Here is a 16,871-nt window from a genome sequence, read left to right as displayed (position 1 = left end):
TGGTAACAATTCTCATTAGCACTACGTTAGGAATCGCATGCGTTTAAGCCACCCCCGCCCCCCAGCCCTGGTCATCGGCCTTGCCTTGGCAGTCACCTTGCTGCTGGGGGCCTGCGGGAGTGGTGCCACGCCGCCGACGGGAACGCCGGATGGCAAGATTTCCGTTGTCGCCTCCACCAACGTGTACGGTAGCATTGCCGAGGCCGTGGGCGGGGAGTTGGTGTCCGTGCACTCGATCATCAACAAGCCCGGGGCGGACCCGCACTCCTACGAGGCCAATGCCCAGGACAAGCTGGCCCTCTCCAAAGCTGCCGTGGGCATTGAAAACGGCGGAGGCTACGACGACTTCTTCGTGCAGCTTGCCAAGGGAACGCTGACGCCGGAGCAGATCCTGAACGTCAGCGACCTCTCCGGCCTGGACACGGGCGCCGACTTCAACGAACACCTCTGGTACTCGCTACCCACCATGGCTCTGGTGGCCGACAACCTAGCCGCACGCTTCACCGCGGCGAAACCAGCGCAGTCCGCCGCGTTCACGGCCAACGCAGCCGCCTTCAAGGACCACCTCTCCGCACTGGAAACACGCCTAGGCGCGTTGCAGGCATCCCACGGCGGGAAGGGCGTGGCCATCACCGAGCCCGTGCCGCTGTACCTCTTGGAGCAGGCGGGGCTGATGAACAAGACCCCTACCGAATTCAGCCTGGCCGTAGAAAACGGGTCGGACGTGCCCGCCACAGCCATGGTTGACACCGTGGACTTGATGGGATCGGGAACCATCGCCCTGCTGGCCTACAACAACCAAACCGAAGGTCCCCAGACCAAAGCCGTAAAGGCCACTGCGCAGAAGGCCGGCGTCCCCGTGCTGGACTTCAGCGAAACCCTGCCAGCCTCCATGGACTACATTCAGTGGATGGATGCAAACGTGGCACAACTTGAAAACGCGCTGGGCCGTTGAGCCCGAACACGTCCCGGCCCACTGTCATCAGCTTGCACGGAGCCCAGCTGAGCTACGGGCCGCGCACCCTGTGGGATGGCTTGAGCCTTGATATCGCCGCGGGGGAATTCCTGGCCGTCCTGGGCGCCAACGGCAGCGGCAAGACAAGCTTTTTGAAGGTCCTGCTCGGGCTTGCCCCGTTGAGCGCAGGAACTGTGATGATCGACGGCGCGCCAGCCCAACGCGGCCACCGCAGCATTGGCTACGTCCCCCAACACAAGAACTTTGCCCCGGACACTGCGCTGCGGGCCCGCGACCTGGTGGGCCTGGGTGTTGACGGCCACAAGTGGGGGGTACGGATCCGCGGCCGGGCCTACAACCAGCGGGTGGATGGGCTCCTGGCCCAGGTGGGCGCCACACCGTACGCCAAGATTCCGGTGGGGATGCTCTCCGGGGGTGAGCAGCAGCGCTTGCGCATTGCCCAGGCGCTGGCATCCAACCCTCGGGTGCTGTTGTGTGACGAACCGCTGCTCTCCCTTGACCTGCACCACCAAAAAGCAGTCAGCGCACTGGTGGGCGAACAAGCGAAGGCGAACGGGACCGCCGTCGTTTTCGTCACGCATGAGATCAACCCGATTCTGGAGCATGTGGACAGGGTGCTGTACCTGGCGGACGGGCGATTCACCATTGGGACGCCGGCGCAGGTCATGAGAACCGAGGTGCTCTCGGAACTGTACGGCACCCGGGTTGAGGTGCTGCACAGTAACGGACGGATCGTGGTGGTGGGCGCCGCCAGGGTGGACGGCCACGCCGCACAGGAGGTGGTTCCCTCTTGAGCTGGACCGACTTCAGCGACGCCGTCTTGAACTTCTCCAACTATGCACAACTGCTGCCGCTGTTCCGTGACACCTTGCTGGCGGGGGCCATACTTGGCCTGGTGGGTGGGCTGATCGGCACGTTTGTGATGATGCGCGACCTTGCGTTTGCCGTCCACGGCATTGCCGAACTTTCCTTTGCCGGGGCAGCCTTCGCCTTGCTGATCGGCGCAGACGTGATTTTCGGGTCCCTGGTGGGCTCGGTATTGGCTGCCCTGCTGCTGGGGGTGATGGGTGTGCGCGCACGGGAAAAGAACTCCGTCATTGGCGTGATCATGCCTTTTGGGCTGGGGCTGGGCATTTTGTTCCTATCCCTGTATGAGGGCCGCTCGGCCAATAAATTTGGTCTGTTGACGGGGCAGATCGTCTCGGTTGACACCACACAGCTCTCCGTCTTGGCGGGCACCGCCCTCGTGGTCATCGCCGGGCTGGTGTTGATTTGGCGTCCCCTGACCTTTGCCAGCGTGGACCCGGACATCGCCACGGCGCGAGGGGTGCCCGTACGCACCCTGTCGCTTGTATTCATGTTCTTGCTGGGCATTGCCGTGGCCCTGTCCATCCAGGTGGTGGGCGCACTGCTGGTCCTTGCCCTGCTGATCACTCCGGCCGCCGCAGCCTTGCAAGTGACGGTGGCCCCGCGCATGGTGGTGCTGCTTAGCGTTGCCTTCGCCATGGTGTCCACCGTGGGCGGCATCATGTTGGCCCTGGGCGGGCGGATCCCCATCTCCCCGTACGTGACCACCCTGTCCTTCCTGATCTACGTGGTTTGCAAGGTGGTGGGCACGTGGCGGCGCAAACGCGGCTGGTCCGTGCGGTCCGAGACGGCTGCGGCTTAGACCGGTCCTGTTCCGCGCCCTGTTCGTATCGGGTGTTGCGCACAACAGTGTTATGCGCCCTGCTCGCGACGAGTATGGCGCATAACAGTGTATTCCGGCGCCGGGGGATCTAGCGTTGAGGCATGGACTGGTTCGGAGCGGCGAACGCGGAGCTGGCGCGCACGGTGCTCCAGCGCGGGATCGCGGTCATTTACGTGATCGCGTTTGTTTCCAGCGTGCTGCAGTTTCCGGCACTGCTGGGCGAGCACGGCCTGCTCCCCGTTCCACGGTACCTGGCCCGGATCAACCGCCCGCCAGGTCCCACACTCTTTCGCTGGCGTTACAGCGACACGCTTCTGCGTTGGGTGGCATGGACCGGGGCAGTGCTGGCATCGGCCGTAGTGCTGGGCCTGCCACAGCGCGGGCCTGCTTGGGTGCCGATGCTGGTGTTCTTGGCCCTCTGGCTGCTGTACATGTCCATCGTGAACGTGGGGCAGGTCTTTTACGGCTTTGGCTGGGAAATCCTGCTACTGGAGGCAGGCTTCCTGGCCGCGTTCCTGGGCTCGGATCAAACCACGACGCCGGTCCTCACCCTTTTCGCCTTTCGCTGGCTGGTGTTCCGTCTGGAGTTTGGGGCGGGCCTGATCAAGTTGCGCGGCGACCCCGCCTGGCGGGACCTCACAGCCTTGTACTACCACCACGAAACCCAGCCCATGCCGAACCCGCTGAGCTGGTGGTTCCACCACCTGCCCAAACCCCTGCACCGGGTGGAGGTCCTTGGCAACCACGCGGCGCAGCTGGTGGTGCCGTTCTTCTTGTTCGCGCCGCAGCCATGGGCCACCGCGGCGGCCGGCGTGGTCATTGTGACCCAGTGCTGGCTGGTCCTCTCCGGCAACTTTGCCTGGCTGAACGCCATCACCATAGTGCTCGCCTTCTCGGCGGTGGATGTACCCGCCCTGGCCGGCCAGGCGCCCGGGGGACCGGGAAGCCCGGCGTGGTTCCGCGCCGTCGTCCTGGCGGTGGCGGCGCTGATGCTGGTGCTGAGCTGGTGGCCGCTGCGCAACTTGTTCTCCCGGAACCAGGTCATGAACGGCAGCTTCAACAGGTGGCGGCTGGCCAACGCGTACGGCGCCTTTGGTTCCATAACGCGCGAGCGCTACGAGGTGGTGGTGGAGGGGACCTGCGGCAACCCCGAGACAGGCGTCTGGCTTGAATACGGCTTTCGCGGTAAACCTGGGAAACCGGGACGGATGCCGCGGCAGTTTGCGCCCTACCACCTGCGGCTGGACTGGCTCATGTGGTTCCTGGCACTGGGCTCGCCCGGGCTGACGTGGTTTGTGCCGTTGTTGCACAAGCTGCTGGACGCCGATCCGGCCACCTTGAAGCTGTTGCGCCACGACCCGTTTGCTGGCAGGCGCCCGGAATGGGTCCGGGCACGGGTGTTCAGCTACAGGTTCACCAGTTGGCACGAATGGCGGGCGAGCGGCGACTGGTGGGTGCGCGAGCCGCTGGGTGAGCTGGTGCCGCCACTGAGTTGTTGAGCCAGTTTCTTAGTGCGCAGCCGGCAATGCCTGGCGTTGCGCCAGTTGACGTGTGGCGCACTGCCAATGGTGTGCAGTTGCGCATGAGGGAAGGCCGGGACTATAAGGCGGCGGTGCACTCCGGGCACAGACCATAGATCTCCACGGTGTGCTGAACCTGCGTGAAACCGTTTTCCTTCGCAATGGTGGCGGCCCAGCTCTCCACGGCCGGGGCCTGGATCTCCACTGTCTTGCCACAGTTACGGCACAGCAGGTGGTGGTGGTGAGAGGTGGCCGAGCAGCGGCGGTATACGGCCTCGCCGTCGCCGTTACGCAGGGTGTCCACCAGGCCGTCCTCCGCCATGGACGCCAGAATCCTGTACGTCGTGGCCAAGGACACCCGAACGTCCTCATCCTGGAGCATGCGGTGCAATTCCTGCGTGCTGACAAAATCGACCAAAGTATCCAAAGCCGCGCTGATGGCCAGCCGCTGCTTGGTGACGCGCTGTTCCTTCACCGGCACTTGCGACATCTGTCCAACCTCTTTCCCCGCTTTTGCTCCAATCATCCAGCCTATCGCATTTAGCCCAAGATCTACCGGCTGCTTGGGGTGGCCCGGTCCTTGGCACTGCCCAACCGCAGGCATATGCTGGCACCATGTTGCTGACCAAATTCACCCACGCCTGTGTCCGCCTCGAGAAGGAGGGCCGCGTGCTGGTCGTAGATCCGGGAATTTTCTCGGAAACGGCGGCGGCACTGGCAGGGGTCCAGGCCATCTTGATCACGCACGAACACGCCGACCACTTTGATCAGGACGTGGTTCTTGGGGCACTGGCGGCCAACCCCGGACTTCCCGTCCATGCCCCCGCCGTCGTGGCGGATGCGCTTCGCGCGGGCGCCCCGGCCACGGCGGGGCAGGTCCACAACACCGCCGCCGGGGACACCTTCACCACGGCGGGCTTCCGCGTCGCCTGCTTCGGCGGCCAGCACGCGTTGATCCACCCCACCATCCCGGTGGTCGCCAATGTGGGCTACCTGGTGGACGGCGCGCTCTACCACCCGGGCGACTCCTTGATTGTCCCGGCGGGGCTTCAGGTCCAGACGCTGCTGGTGCCCGTGCACGCGCCTTGGTCCAAGGTGGCTGAGGTGGTGGACTTCGTGGTGTCGGTGCGGGCGCCGCGGGCGTTCCAGATCCACGACGGCCTGCTAAATGAGAACGGGCTGTCCTTCACCGAATCGCACATTGCCCGGGTCGGCGCCGAGCATGGCACGGACTTCCGCCACCTGGCCGCGGGGGAGTCCGTGGAACTTTAGCCGTCCCAGCGGCCCGTCGCGAAGAAGTCCGCAATGGTGGCAAGGTGCGGGGCCGGGTCCAGGCCCTTTTCCGCCAACCACACGGGGTTGTTGTAGCTGCCCGCGTACCGTTCGCCGCCGTCGCACATCAGCGTGACGATGCTACCGCGCTCACCTGTGGCTACCATCGCCGCCACCAGCTGCCACACACCCCACAGGTTGGTGCCCGTGGAGGGGCCCGCAGACATTCCAGCGAGCTCGCGGAAGTGGATCATGGCGGCCACCGAGGCGGCGTCGGGGATCTCGATCATGGTATCGATCACCCCGGGCACGAAGCTGGGCTCCACGCGTGGGCGCCCGATCCCCTCGATGCGGGAGGAGCGCCCCGTCACCACCGACATGTCGGAGTTCTTCCACGCCGGGTAAAACGCCGACCCCTCAGGGTCCGCCACGGCCAGCTGCGTGGAGTGCCCGTGGTAGCGGATGTAGCGGCCAATCGTGGCGGAGGTGCCGCCGGTGCCGGCGCCCACCACCACCCAGGCGGGTTCGGGGAAGCGCTCGTGGGAAATCTGGCTGAAGATGGACTCTGCAATGTTGTTATTGCCGCGCCAGTCGGTGGCACGTTCGGCGTAGGTGAACTGGTCCATGTAGTGCCCGTTCGTTTCCGCAGCAATGGCGGCCGCCGCCGAATACACCTCATCCGCTGCGTCCACGAAGTGGCAGCGCCCGCCGAAACTCTCGATCAGGGCCACCTTTTCCGGGCTCGTGGAGCGGGTCATGACGGCCACAAAGTCCAGGCCCAGCAGCTGGGCGAAGTATGCCTCGGACACGGCGGTGCTGCCTGAGCTGGCCTCCACCACGGTGGTGCCCTCGTGGATCCAACCGTTGACCAGCGCAAACAGGAACAAGGAGCGGGCGAGACGGTGTTTCAGGCTGCCCGTACGGTGGCAGGATTCGTCCTTGATGTAAAGGTCAACGCCCCAGTGCGCGGGCAGCTCAACCTTGTACAGGTGGGTGTCGGCGCTGCGGTTGTTCTCGGCCTGGACTTTTTGCATGGCTTGGTGAGTCCACGCCCACGCCTCTTGCTGATTGTTCATAAAACCAGCGTAACCTGCGCGGTGGCGATAGATTTGAGCTAAACACCTTACGAGTTGGAGCCTGAGATGAGCGTTCTGATCACCGTTGCGCAGTTGCAGCAGCGGCTGGCCGCCGGGCAGCGGACCGTGCTGCTGGATGTGCGCTGGGTGTTGGGCGACCCGCACGGACACGACCACTACCTGGCAGGACACCTCCCGGGGGCGGTTTTTGTGGACATGAATACCGAGCTGGCCAGCCACGGCGAACCCCGCGACGGCCGCCACCCCTTGCCCGCCGAAGCCGACTTTCAGGCGACAGTGCACCGCTGGGGCATCAATACGGCAGACACCGTGGTGGTGTACGACGACGCCGGATCGGCCGCCGCCGCCCGCGCCTGGTGGTTACTGGGGTACTCAGGCATCGGCAATGTCTTCCTGCTCGACGGCGGCCTGGCGGCCTGGCGCGCCGCCGGCCTTCCGCAGCGCACTGGGGAGGTGCAGGCACAGGCGGGTGACGCCGTCGTACGGTTCGGGGCAAAGGGAACCCTTGATGAAAAGGAGGCTGGGCAGTGGCCCGGCGTCCTGCTGGATGCGCGTGCGGGGGGGCGGTACCGGGGCGAGACCGAGCCGATTGACCCGCGAGCGGGGCACATTCCGGGGGCTGTGAGCGCACCCACCCTGGAGAACCTAGCGGCGGACAAAACGTTCCTTTCGGCGGAGGCGCTACGGGCGCACTTTGCCGCCCTGGGGGTTGCACCGGGAGTGGAAATTGGGGTTTATTGCGGCTCGGGAGTGAGTGCAGCGCACCAGATTGCGGCCCTGGAAATTGCCGGTTTCCGCGCATCTTTGTTCCCAGGCTCATGGTCCGCGTGGTCCAATCGGGCCGAATTGCCGGTGGAGACCGGCCCCGGTGGCGATAGGGTTGAACCATGACGCACGCAAAAGCATACGCAGCCACCTCTGCCACGTCCGGATTTGCCGCCAGCACCATTGACCGCCGCGAACCCGGCGCCCATGACGTGGAGATCGCCATCGACTTCTGCGGGCTGTGCCACTCCGACGTGCACACCATCCGCTCCGAGTGGGGACCGGCCAAGTACCCCCTGGTCCCGGGACACGAAATCGTGGGCACCGTGAGCCGTGTGGGATATGACGTGGTGGGTTTTGCCGTGGGCGACCCCGTGGGTGTGGGCTGCATGGTGGACTCCTGCCGCGAGTGCGACTCTTGCCTGGAAGGTTTTGAGCAGTACTGCGAAAACGGCAACATCGGCACCTATGGCGCGGTGGATAAGCGCAACGGCGGCACCATCACCCAGGGCGGGTACGCCTCCTCGATCGTGGTTGATGAGAACTACGTGCTGAAGGTGCCTGCCGGCCTGGATCCAGCCGCCGTGGCGCCACTGCTGTGCGCCGGCGTCACCACCTACTCGCCCCTGCGCTACCTCGATGTCCAGGACGGCGACCGCGTGGGCGTGATCGGCCTGGGCGGGCTGGGCCACATGGCCGTGAAGATCGCCAAGGCACTTGGTGCCACTGTCACCGTGTTCACCACCTCACCGGCGAAGTCCGACGCCGCCCGCGAGCTGGGTGCCGACCACGTGGTCATCTCCTCCGATCCCGCGCAGATGGCCGCCGCCAAGGGCTCGCTTAACGCCATCTTGGATACCGTGGCCGCCGTGCACGACCTCAACCCGTACCTGCGCACCCTGGACCGCGACGGCGCCCTCATCCAGCTGGGCCTGCCCTCCGAAAAGATGCCTGCCGTGGACCCGGGGCTGCTGATCCGTAGGCGTCTGGCCTATGGTGGCTCCCTGATCGGCGGCATTGCCGAGACCCAGGAAATGTTGGACTTCTGCGCCGAACACGGCATTGTCTGCGACATTGAGCTGGTCGCCGCCGACCAGCTCGATGAGGCCTACGACCGCATGGTTGCCGGGGACGTCAAGTACCGATTCGTGTTGGACACCTCAACCCTCTAAGGAGCCTTTTCGTGAGCACATTGTTCAGCAAGATCATCAACGGCGACATCCCGGGTCGGTTCCTATGGAAAGACGAGGACGCTGTCGCCTTCTTGACCATCGGCCCGATTACTGACGGGCATGCGTTGGTGGTACCGCGCCTTGAAGTGGACAAGTGGACCGACGCCGCCCCGGAGCTCATGACGAAGCTGATGGCGGTGGCGCAGACCATCGGCCAGGCTCAAGTTTCGGTGTTCGGTGCCCCCCGCGCGGGCGTCATCATCGCCGGCTTTGAGGTGGAGCACCTGCACATCCACGTTTTTCCGGCCTACGGGTTGGAGAACTTCAGCTTTGCCGCCGTGGACAACAACCCGGACCCTTCCGTGATGGACGCCAACGCGAAGAAGATCCGGGTTGCCCTGCGTAACGCCGGTCACGGGGCGTTCGTCCCGGAGGCCTGACACCTGCGATATTCGACACCTAGGCGGCGCTGGCGGCAAGATGGAACCATGCCGAACACCGAGCACCCGAACACTGACCACCCGGACACCAGCCGACCCGCCACTGAACCCCACCCGTGGGTGAAGAACTACCAACCGGGTGTCCCGGCCGAGATCGAGCTGCCCACGGAGTCGCTCGTGGCAATGCTGGAACGGTCGGTGGCGGAGGCCGGGGACTCCCCAGCCATGGAGTTCTTCGGCCGCCGCACCTCCTACCGCGAGCTCGGGGAGCAGGTGAACCGGGCCGCGGAGGGGCTGCGCCGGCTCGGCGTGCGCGCCGGAGACCGGGTGGCGTTGGTGCTGCCCAACTGCCCCCAGCACGTGGTGGCCTTTTACGCGGTACTGCGACTGGGCGCTGTCGTGGTTGAACACAACCCGCTGTACACCTCACGCGAACTCCGCCACCAGTTTGAGGACCACCAGGCCCGCGTGGTCATCGCTTGGGACAAGGCCGTGGCCGCCATCCGGGAATTCCCCGCCGACGTCGCCATCGAGCACGTGGTTGCGGTGGATCTGTTGTCCGAGTTTCCCGCGGTGAAACGAATGGCACTGCGCCTGCCCGTGAAGAAGCTGCGGGCCACCCGGGCGGCACTGGGCGGGCCGGCTCCCGGAGCCATGCCGTGGAAGGCGTTGCTGGCCAACGGCGGCATCGATCCCTCGCATACACGTCCCGGCGTGGGGGACCTGGCCGTGATCGGTTACACCTCCGGCACCACGGGCCACCCCAAGGGCGCCATGCTCACGCATTTGAATCTCTATTCCAATGCGTTGCAGGGTGAGGCCTGGATGCACGGCGCCCAGTTGCGCAAGGAGGTCCTTTACGCCATCTTGCCCATGTTCCACGCCTTCGGCATGACGCTGTACCTCACCTTCGGCATCCGCAAGCAGGGCCTGCTGGTGCTTTTTCCCAAGTTCGACACCGACCTAGTACTGGCGGCCATGAAAAAGACCCCGGCCACGGTCTACTGCGCCGTCCCACCCATCTACGAACGTACCGCCATGGCCGCTAAGGAGAAAGGGGTCTCCCTGCGCTCGTGCAAATACTGCATCTCCGGCGCCATGAACCTCCCTACCCATGTGGTGGAGCTGTGGGAGTCGGTCTCCGGCGGCCTGTTGGTGGAAGGCTATGGCATGACCGAGTCCTCCCCGGTAGCTTTCGGCAACCCGTTTTACCCCACCCGGGAGAACGGGACCATTGGCGTGCCGTTCCCCTCGACCCTGATGAAGGTTGTGGAGGTGACGGATCCCGCCGTCGAGGTTGCACCAGGGGAACCCGGGGAATTGCTGATCAAAGGACCCCAGGTCTTTCAGGGATACTGGAACAACCCGGAGGAAACCGCCAAGTCACTCACGCCCGACGGCTGGCTGCGCACCGGGGACGTTGTCACCGTCGGGGCCAACGGCTTCACCACCATCGTGGACCGGGTCAAGGAACTGATCATCACCGGCGGGTTCAACGTCTCCCCGTCCGAGGTGGAGGCGGTGCTGCGCCAGCACCCCGACGTGGTGGACGCCGCTGTCTTTGGCAAGGCCCTGGAGCGGGGAGGCGAGATGGTGGTTGCGGCCGTGCAGTTGGAGCCCGGCACCGAACTGGACCAGGCCGCCCTGCGTACCCACTGCAAGACCTTGCTGGCTGGCTACAAGGTTCCGGTCCGGGTGGTGGAAATTGCGGATATGCCACGGTCCATGTTGGGGAAGATTCTGCGTAAAAAGGTCAAGGAAGAGGCGCTGCCGTCACTGTGATGGCGGGCCGAGTGAGCACCCAAGCGGGCGGGCGTAGCCTTCCCCATCTAAAAATCCCGGTCGCGCCTGCGAATATGCGCCTATGCTGGAGAAATGTCAGAAACCAAGAACAAACCACCGATCCACCGCTGGGTCTTCTGGCCGGCAGCCACGATCGTCGTCGTCTTCGCGTCATTTGCCATGATTGCTCCGAGCAGCGCCGAGAGCTTGTTTTCCGGGATTCAAGGCACCATCGTGGGCTACTTCAACTGGTACTACGTGTTGCTGGCAACCGCCATCGTGATTTTCTGTCTCTGGGTCGGCTTTGGGAAATTTGGCGATATCAAGCTGGGTCGGGACGACGATAAACCCGAGTTCTCGCTTGGTTCTTGGTTCGCCCTGCTCTTCGCCGCCGGCATGGGCATTGGCCTGGTGTTCTACGGGGTCAGCGAACCCCTGAGCCATTTTGCCTCCCCCAAGCCCGGCACCACCGGGTCCCCCGCTGAGATCGCCCAGCACGCCCTCTCGCAGACTTTTCTGCACTGGGGAGTCCATGCATGGTCGATCTACGTGGTCATCGGGTTGGCCTTGGCCTACGCCATCCACCGCCGCGGCCGCCCAGTATCTATTCGCTGGACGCTTGAACCCCTGCTGGGAAAGAGGGTCCGCGGCGGATTGGGCAACCTCATTGACGTCGTGGCCCTCGTCGGCACGATCTTCGGTGTCGCCACCTCACTGGGACTGGGCGTGCTGCAGATCAGTGCCGGTCTGGAAAGCGCCGGGCTGATCACCTCCTCGCTGTTCATCGACATGGTGATCATTGCGGTGGTCACCTGCCTCGTGTTGCTCTCGGTCCTTTCAGGCGTGGGCAAGGGCATGAAATGGCTCTCAAACACCAACCTCATCCTCGCCGGGATCTTCGTGCTCTTCTTGTTGGTGGTCGGCCCCACTCAGTTCCTGTTGCGCAACTTTGTGCAGTCCACCGGCAACTACCTGCAGAATTTTCTGGGCATGGCCTTCAACGTCAGCGCCTTTACCGGTGCGGAGGGCGAAGCCTGGCAGTCAACGTGGACCACGTTCTACTGGGGCTGGTGGATCTCCTGGGCCCCGTTCGTGGGCATCTTCATCGCTCGAATTTCCAAGGGCCGCACCGTGCGCCAATTCGTGGCCGGGGTCATCCTGGTACCCACAGTGGTCACCATTTTGTGGTTCAGCGTACTGGGCGGCACCGCACTGTACTCTGAGCTTTCCGGCAAGGGCGGGCTGGTGGGTCCGGACGGAACGGTGGATACCGCCGGTGCCCTGTTTGCGATGCTGGCCCAAGTTCCCGGCGGTGCCGTGCTCACCATCGGTGCGATCTTGATGATCGTGATCTTCTTCGTGACCTCCGCCGACTCCGGCGCCTTGGTCATGGGCATGATCGCCAGCGGCGGAGACGTGGAACCCAAGAATTGGATCCGCATCTTCTTCACCTTGGCCACCTCCTTGCTGGCCAGCGCGCTGCTGCTCTCCGGCGGACTGGAGGCCCTGAAAACCGCGGCGATCATCATCGCCCTGCCTTTCAGTGTGGTGCTGATCCTGATCTGCTGGTCCACCTACCGGGCGTTCTCCCGTGAAACCCGGGCTTACGAGAAGGCTAAGCGCGTGGCGTTCGTGGACCATATTGGAGACTTCTACGGGCTGGAGGTCGAAGACCCCAACCAGGACTCCCCGCTGCTAAACCTGCGTGCGCTCACGGCCATGCTGCGTCGTCGGCTCCCGGCCGAGCAGCGCACGCGCATCGATCCGTTTGGCCACCACCGGCAGGACCCCGGGCCCGACGGCGGCCAGGCCCCGGGCGGCGTTGCCCCCGCAGCGACAAGCGAGACCGAACCATAGTTAGAAAACCGTACAGGCCGCCGCCGGCCGCGCCGCGCCCTATTCGAAGTGGTAGCGGCATGGCAGGAGTTCATGCTCGACGCCGGACCTGTCCTCCAGGCGGTCAATGGCACCGCGCAGGCGCCGTGCATTGGCAGGGGAAGCCATCACGAGAGGTTCTTTCCCGGAGCGGGTGATAACAACTTCTTCACCGTCATTCTGCACAGCATCACGGGCTGCCGCATGGTTGGACCGGGATTGCGAATAACTCATGGTTTGCATACCACGCTCCTCACGTACACGTAATTGTGCGTGAGGTGCGTGTGGCTGCACATCGGTGAGATGGCGTCGGTAGATGGTTTCGGGGACGGGTTAGGCCATGGCCTTGGTCATCGCCACCCTAATCCGCTTCTCCGACACCGAATGCGCCGTCCCCAGCTCCACGGCAAACAAGCTCACGCGTAGTTCCTCCAGCATCCAACGCACGTGCTCCAGCGCCGCAGTAGAGCGCTGCCCGGGCACCAAGGCCGCCACGGCGTCGTCGTACTCATCTTCCAGGCGCTGCACGGCCGCCATCGAGGCCGCGTCGCGAGGCACATTGGAGGGCAGCTTCTCCAGCCGCTTCTCAATCGCCGACAAATAACGTGGCAGCTGGCTGAGCTGGGCAAAGCCGGTCTTGGCCACAAAGCCCGGATAGACCAGCAATTCCAGCTGCGCCTTGATGTCGTTCAGCGCGCTGATGAGCGGCAAGCTGTTGCTGGCCCGCAGCGCCTTGTCGATGCGCAGTTTCGAGGCTAGGACGCGTTCGACGACGGCGGTCACCGAGAACACCGTGTCAATAAGTTCCGCCCTGACGACTTCATACAGCGCCTGGAAGTCCTTCTCCGTCCATGGCAGCTGCGCAGGAGTGAGCTTGTCGATCGTGGCGAGGGTGCAATCGGCGATCAGGTCCGTGACGGAACCGTGCGGGTTCTGGCTGAATGTGAGCTTTTCGGTGTTGCTCAGGTGGTCCAGGACGTACCTGTCGGGAGAGGGGACCTTCAGCGCCAGCAGGCGGATCACGCCGCCGCGCATGGCGGATTCTTGAACGTCCTGGCGCTGGAAGATACGGATGCCCGCAGTGGCGCCTTCGTCGACGAGAGCCGGGTAACCGGTCACGGTGTGCCCGGCCACCAATCGTTTGACCTCCCGGGGCAGGGAAGCGATGTCCCATTCGGTGATGCCGGAACGCTCCTGAATGCCGGCGGTGCCCGCGCTTGGGCCCACGGCCGCGAGGGACCCGCCGGGAGCTTGCGTTTGGGGGGAGCGGCTGGGGAGCGAGACCGTCTTCGGCGTAGCGCCCAGCGACTCGGCGATGGCCCGGCGGGTGGCACCGGCGAGCTCGGCCTGCAGTGCGGAAAGGTCCTGGCCCTCCTCCAGGATCTTGCCGTTTTTATCCACCACGGAGAATGTCATGCGCAGGTGTGTGGGCACGGCATCCCAGTTCCAGGATCCGGGTGGGATGACATGGCCCTTGATCCGGCGCAGCGCCAGTTCCAGGGAAGGTTCCAGCACGTCAACTGACGGATCGAAATCGGACGCCAGCGCGGCGGCCGCCTGCCGGCCCACATCAGGGGCCGGGATGAAGTTCTTCCGAACCGCCTTGGGCAGCGACTTGATCAACGCCGTGACCAGTTCGGCGCGCAAGCCCGGAATCTGCCAACGGAACGGGGCCTGGTGAAGTTGGTTCAGGAACAACAGCGGCACCTGCACACTCACGCCGTCGGACGGGTTCGGGGCAGCGCCCGGCGCCGTGGGATGGAATTCGTAGGACAGGGGCAGCACAAACTCGCCCTCCGTCCAGATTTTGGGGAAGGCGGTTTCGTCGAGCGCGGGCTCCTCGGCCATGACCACGTGCGTGTCAAAGTCCAGTAGCGCTGGGTTTTCGTGCCGGGCCTCCTTCCACCACTTGTCGAAGTGCCGTTCGGAGACCACCTCGGCGCCCACGCGCCCGTCGTAGAACTCAAAGAGCGCCTCGTCGTCCACACGCAGGTCGCGGCGGCGCATGCGGGTTTCCAGCTCCTCCACCTCGGCCAGTACGGCCTGGTTGCGGTGGAAAAACTTGTGGTTCGTGTGCCAGTCGCCCTCCACCAGGGCGTGCTGGATGAACATCTCACGGCACAGCTCCGGGTCGATCCGGCTGTACTGGATGCGCCTGTCGGGCACGATCGGAACCCCGTAGAGCGTGACTTTTTCGTGCGCCATGACCGAGCCCATTTTCTTGGACCAGTGCGGCTCGCTGTAGGTACGTTTGACCAGTCCGGGGGCCACCTCCTCGGCCCACAGCGGGTCGAACTTCGCCGCCACCCTGGCCCACAGCCGGGACGTTTCCACCAGTTCGGCGGCCATCACCCAGTCCGGCGACTTTTTGAACAGGGCCGAGCCTGGAAACACCATGAACCTGGTGCCGCGCGCGCCGGCGTACTCACGCTTTCGCGCATCGTAGAGGCCAATATGGCTGAGCAGGCCGGTCAGCAGGGACTTGTGGATGGCGTCGTGGTTGCCCACCGGGTCGATGTTGGAGCCTGCGACCTTGATGTCTAGCGGCTTCGCCATCTGCTTGAGCTGGGTGAACAAATCCTGCCATTCGCGCACGCGCAGGTAATTGATGAATTCGGCCTTGCACAGGCGCCTAAATGCACTGGAGGACAGCTCCCTCTGCTTGTCCTTGATATACCGCCACAAATTCAGGAACCCGGTGAAGTCGGAGTTTTCGTCCTGGAAGCGTTTGTGCTTTTCGGCGGCGAGCTGCTGTTTGTCCGTGGGCCTTTCGCGCGGGTCCTGAATCGTGAGGGCGGCGGCGAGCACCATAACCTCGGCGGCCACGCCGCGCTTGGCTGCTTCCACGATCATCCGGCCCAGTCGCGGGTCCACCGGTAGTTGGGAGAGCTGGCGTCCGACGTCGGTGATCCCGCCTTGGGCGGTCACGGCGCCCAGCTCGCGCAGCAAGGTTACGCCGTCGGTGATGGCGCGGGAGTCCGGCGGCTGAACGAACGGGAACTTTTCCACGTCCTTGGGTCCCTTTGCAACGCCCATGGCTGTCATTTGGAGGATGACGGCGGCCAGGTTGGTGCGCAGGATTTCCGGGTCGGTGAACTCGCTGCGGGCGTTGTAGTCCTCCTCGGAGTACAGCCGGATGCAAATACCGTCGGAGACGCGCCCGCAACGGCCCGAGCGCTGGTTCGCCGATGCCTGGGAGACCCGCTCGATGGGCAGTCGCTGGACCTTGGTCCGGTGTGAGTAGCGGGAGATGCGGGCGGTGCCGGTGTCGATCACGTACTTGATGCCCGGCACCGTCAGCGAGGTTTCGGCCACGTTGGTCGCCAGCACGATTCGCTTGCGGCTGCCCGTGGTGAACACTGCGTGTTGTTCGGCCAGCGACAGACGGGCGAATAGCGGCAGGATCTGGACGTCGCGCAGCCGCGGGTTGGTTTTCACCCGGCCGGCCAGAGCATCTGCGGCATCCCGGATTTCACGTTCACCGGAGAAGAAGATCAAGATGTCCCCGGGGGCTTCCTTGGAGAGTTCGTCCACGGCGTCGCACACCGCATCCAACGGGTCCCGGTCCTCCTCACTGTTACCCCCGTCTTCCCTGTCTCCTACGAACTGGCGACGGTCCGCGCCCGAGCCCAGTTCGTCGTCGTCCTCCCCTGTGGCAGGACCGCTCAAGGGACGGTAGCGGATGTCCACGGGGAAGGTGCGCCCGGAGACTTCGATGATGGGGGCTGGGCCGTCGGGGGAGGCGAAGTGGGCGGCGAAGCGTTCGGGGTCGATCGTGGCCGAGGTGATGATGATCTTCAGATCCGGGCGCTGGGGCAGGATTTGGCGCAGGTAGCCGAGGATGAAGTCGATGTTCAGGGAGCGTTCGTGGGCCTCGTCGATGATGATGGCGGAGTATTTGCGCAGTAGCCTATCGCGCTGGATTTCCGCTAGCAGGATGCCGTCGGTCATGAGCTTGATCTTGGTTTTCGGACCCACCTGGCCGGTGAAGCGGACCTGGAAGCCCACCTCCTCGCCGATCTCGACGTCGAGCTCGCTGGCGATACGCTCGGCGACGGTGCGGGCGGCCAGGCGGCGCGGCTGCGTGTGGCCGATCAGGCCCTTCTCGGCCAGGCCCAGCTCCACGCACATCTTGGGGATCTGGGTGGTCTTTCCCGAACCGGTCTCGCCGGCGATAATGGTGACCTGGTTGGCGGCGATCGCGGCCATGATGTCCTCGCGACGCTCGGAGACCGGCAGCGCGGGAGGGTAGGTGATAGTGAAAGTCATGGTACCAACCAGT

General features: G+C 64.5%; 14 protein-coding genes. 10 read left to right on the top strand and 4 right to left on the bottom strand.

The features are described from left to right. Positions 1-37: 37 nt before the first annotated feature. From AOC05_RS10385 to AOC05_RS10370, 4 genes are all read left to right on the top strand, one after another. Positions 38-955, top strand: a complete 918-nt coding sequence (locus AOC05_RS10385) for a metal ABC transporter solute-binding protein, Zn/Mn family (protein ID WP_062007157.1) — start codon at positions 38-40, stop codon at positions 953-955. Continuing rightward, positions 952-1,770 (top strand): metal ABC transporter ATP-binding protein, encoded by an 819-nt coding sequence (locus AOC05_RS10380; RefSeq protein ID WP_062007156.1) that lies wholly within the window; start codon positions 952-954, stop codon positions 1,768-1,770. Before AOC05_RS10385 ends, AOC05_RS10380 begins: the two co-directional genes overlap by 4 nt. Continuing rightward, the gene (locus tag AOC05_RS10375) at positions 1,767-2,645 is read left to right on the top strand and encodes a metal ABC transporter permease (protein WP_062007155.1); all 879 of its coding nucleotides are present in this window, start codon (positions 1,767-1,769) and stop codon (positions 2,643-2,645) included. Before AOC05_RS10380 ends, AOC05_RS10375 begins: the two co-directional genes overlap by 4 nt. 122 nt (positions 2,646-2,767) lie before the next feature. After that, positions 2,768-4,165, top strand: a complete 1,398-nt coding sequence (locus AOC05_RS10370; RefSeq protein ID WP_062007154.1) for a lipase maturation factor family protein — start codon at positions 2,768-2,770, stop codon at positions 4,163-4,165. Between the two features lie 100 nt (positions 4,166-4,265). Here the strand turns inward: AOC05_RS10370 and AOC05_RS10365 are convergent, their stop codons facing one another. Beyond that, on the bottom strand, positions 4,266-4,676 hold the full coding sequence (locus tag AOC05_RS10365) for a Fur family transcriptional regulator (RefSeq protein ID WP_186760203.1): 411 nt from the start codon (positions 4,674-4,676) through the stop codon (positions 4,266-4,268). Between the two features lie 125 nt (positions 4,677-4,801). Between AOC05_RS10365 and AOC05_RS10360 the strand changes: the two genes are divergently transcribed. Then, positions 4,802-5,458, top strand: a complete 657-nt coding sequence (locus AOC05_RS10360; RefSeq protein WP_062007152.1) for an MBL fold metallo-hydrolase — start codon at positions 4,802-4,804, stop codon at positions 5,456-5,458. Here the strand turns inward: AOC05_RS10360 and AOC05_RS10355 are convergent. Continuing rightward, the gene (locus tag AOC05_RS10355) at positions 5,455-6,534 is read right to left on the bottom strand and encodes a PLP-dependent cysteine synthase family protein (protein WP_062007151.1); all 1,080 of its coding nucleotides are present in this window, start codon (positions 6,532-6,534) and stop codon (positions 5,455-5,457) included. The two genes, AOC05_RS10360 and AOC05_RS10355, sit on opposite strands and share 4 nt — an antisense overlap. Positions 6,535-6,600: 66 nt before the next feature. On the opposite strand from AOC05_RS10355, the gene AOC05_RS10350 reads away from it, so the two are divergent. The 5 genes from AOC05_RS10350 to AOC05_RS10330 all read left to right on the top strand — a co-directional run bounded on the left by AOC05_RS10350 (position 6,601) and on the right by AOC05_RS10330 (position 12,571). Next, a complete protein-coding gene (locus AOC05_RS10350) occupies positions 6,601-7,446 on the top strand; it encodes a sulfurtransferase (protein WP_062007150.1) in 846 nt (281 codons plus the stop codon). After that, on the top strand, positions 7,443-8,492 hold the full coding sequence (locus AOC05_RS10345; protein WP_062007149.1) for an NAD(P)-dependent alcohol dehydrogenase: 1,050 nt from the start codon (positions 7,443-7,445) through the stop codon (positions 8,490-8,492). Before AOC05_RS10350 ends, AOC05_RS10345 begins: the two co-directional genes overlap by 4 nt. 11 nt (positions 8,493-8,503) lie before the next feature. Further along, complete coding sequence (locus AOC05_RS10340; RefSeq protein WP_062007148.1) at positions 8,504-8,932, top strand: HIT family protein; 429 nt, start codon at positions 8,504-8,506, stop codon at positions 8,930-8,932. 48 nt (positions 8,933-8,980) lie between these two features. Next, entirely contained in the window at positions 8,981-10,714 is a 1,734-nt protein-coding gene (locus AOC05_RS10335) for a long-chain-fatty-acid--CoA ligase (RefSeq protein WP_082357920.1), read from the top strand. Between the two features lie 93 nt (positions 10,715-10,807). After that, complete coding sequence (locus AOC05_RS10330; protein WP_082357919.1) at positions 10,808-12,571, top strand: BCCT family transporter; 1,764 nt, start codon at positions 10,808-10,810, stop codon at positions 12,569-12,571. 39 nt (positions 12,572-12,610) lie between these two features. Here the strand turns inward: AOC05_RS10330 and AOC05_RS10325 are convergent, their stop codons facing one another. Both AOC05_RS10325 and hrpA read right to left on the bottom strand, forming a co-directional pair. Then, positions 12,611-12,832, bottom strand: coding sequence for a type II toxin-antitoxin system Phd/YefM family antitoxin (locus AOC05_RS10325; RefSeq protein ID WP_062007147.1), 222 nt, complete (start codon positions 12,830-12,832; stop codon positions 12,611-12,613). A 90-nt stretch (positions 12,833-12,922) separates the two neighbouring features. After that, positions 12,923-16,858, bottom strand: coding sequence for an ATP-dependent RNA helicase HrpA (hrpA, locus tag AOC05_RS10320; protein ID WP_062007146.1), 3,936 nt, complete (start codon positions 16,856-16,858; stop codon positions 12,923-12,925). Positions 16,859-16,871: the final 13 nt, after the last annotated feature.

Origin of the sequence: Arthrobacter alpinus (assembly GCF_001294625.1) — a bacterium.
GTDB classification, from domain to species: Bacteria; Actinomycetota; Actinomycetes; order Actinomycetales; family Micrococcaceae; genus Specibacter; species Specibacter alpinus_A.
The sequence above is the reverse complement of the archived record's forward strand: the minus strand, read 5'-3'. Positions and strand labels throughout refer to the sequence as shown.

Coding starts and splice junctions, on each gene's coding strand:
- AOC05_RS10365 (WP_186760203.1), bottom strand. CDS start 4,676: ATGTCGCAAGTGCCGGTGAAGGAACAGCGCGTCACCAAGCAGCGGCTG.
- AOC05_RS10345 (WP_062007149.1), top strand. CDS start 7,443: ATGACGCACGCAAAAGCATACGCAGCCACCTCTGCCACGTCCGGATTT.
- AOC05_RS10330 (WP_082357919.1), top strand. CDS start 10,808: ATGTCAGAAACCAAGAACAAACCACCGATCCACCGCTGGGTCTTCTGG.
- AOC05_RS10355 (WP_062007151.1), bottom strand. CDS start 6,534: ATGAACAATCAGCAAGAGGCGTGGGCGTGGACTCACCAAGCCATGCAA.
- AOC05_RS10360 (WP_062007152.1), top strand. CDS start 4,802: ATGTTGCTGACCAAATTCACCCACGCCTGTGTCCGCCTCGAGAAGGAG.
- AOC05_RS10370 (WP_062007154.1), top strand. CDS start 2,768: ATGGACTGGTTCGGAGCGGCGAACGCGGAGCTGGCGCGCACGGTGCTC.
- AOC05_RS10325 (WP_062007147.1), bottom strand. CDS start 12,832: ATGCAAACCATGAGTTATTCGCAATCCCGGTCCAACCATGCGGCAGCC.
- AOC05_RS10385 (WP_062007157.1), top strand. CDS start 38: ATGCGTTTAAGCCACCCCCGCCCCCCAGCCCTGGTCATCGGCCTTGCC.
- AOC05_RS10335 (WP_082357920.1), top strand. CDS start 8,981: ATGCCGAACACCGAGCACCCGAACACTGACCACCCGGACACCAGCCGA.
- AOC05_RS10350 (WP_062007150.1), top strand. CDS start 6,601: ATGAGCGTTCTGATCACCGTTGCGCAGTTGCAGCAGCGGCTGGCCGCC.
- hrpA (WP_062007146.1), bottom strand. CDS start 16,858: ATGACTTTCACTATCACCTACCCTCCCGCGCTGCCGGTCTCCGAGCGT.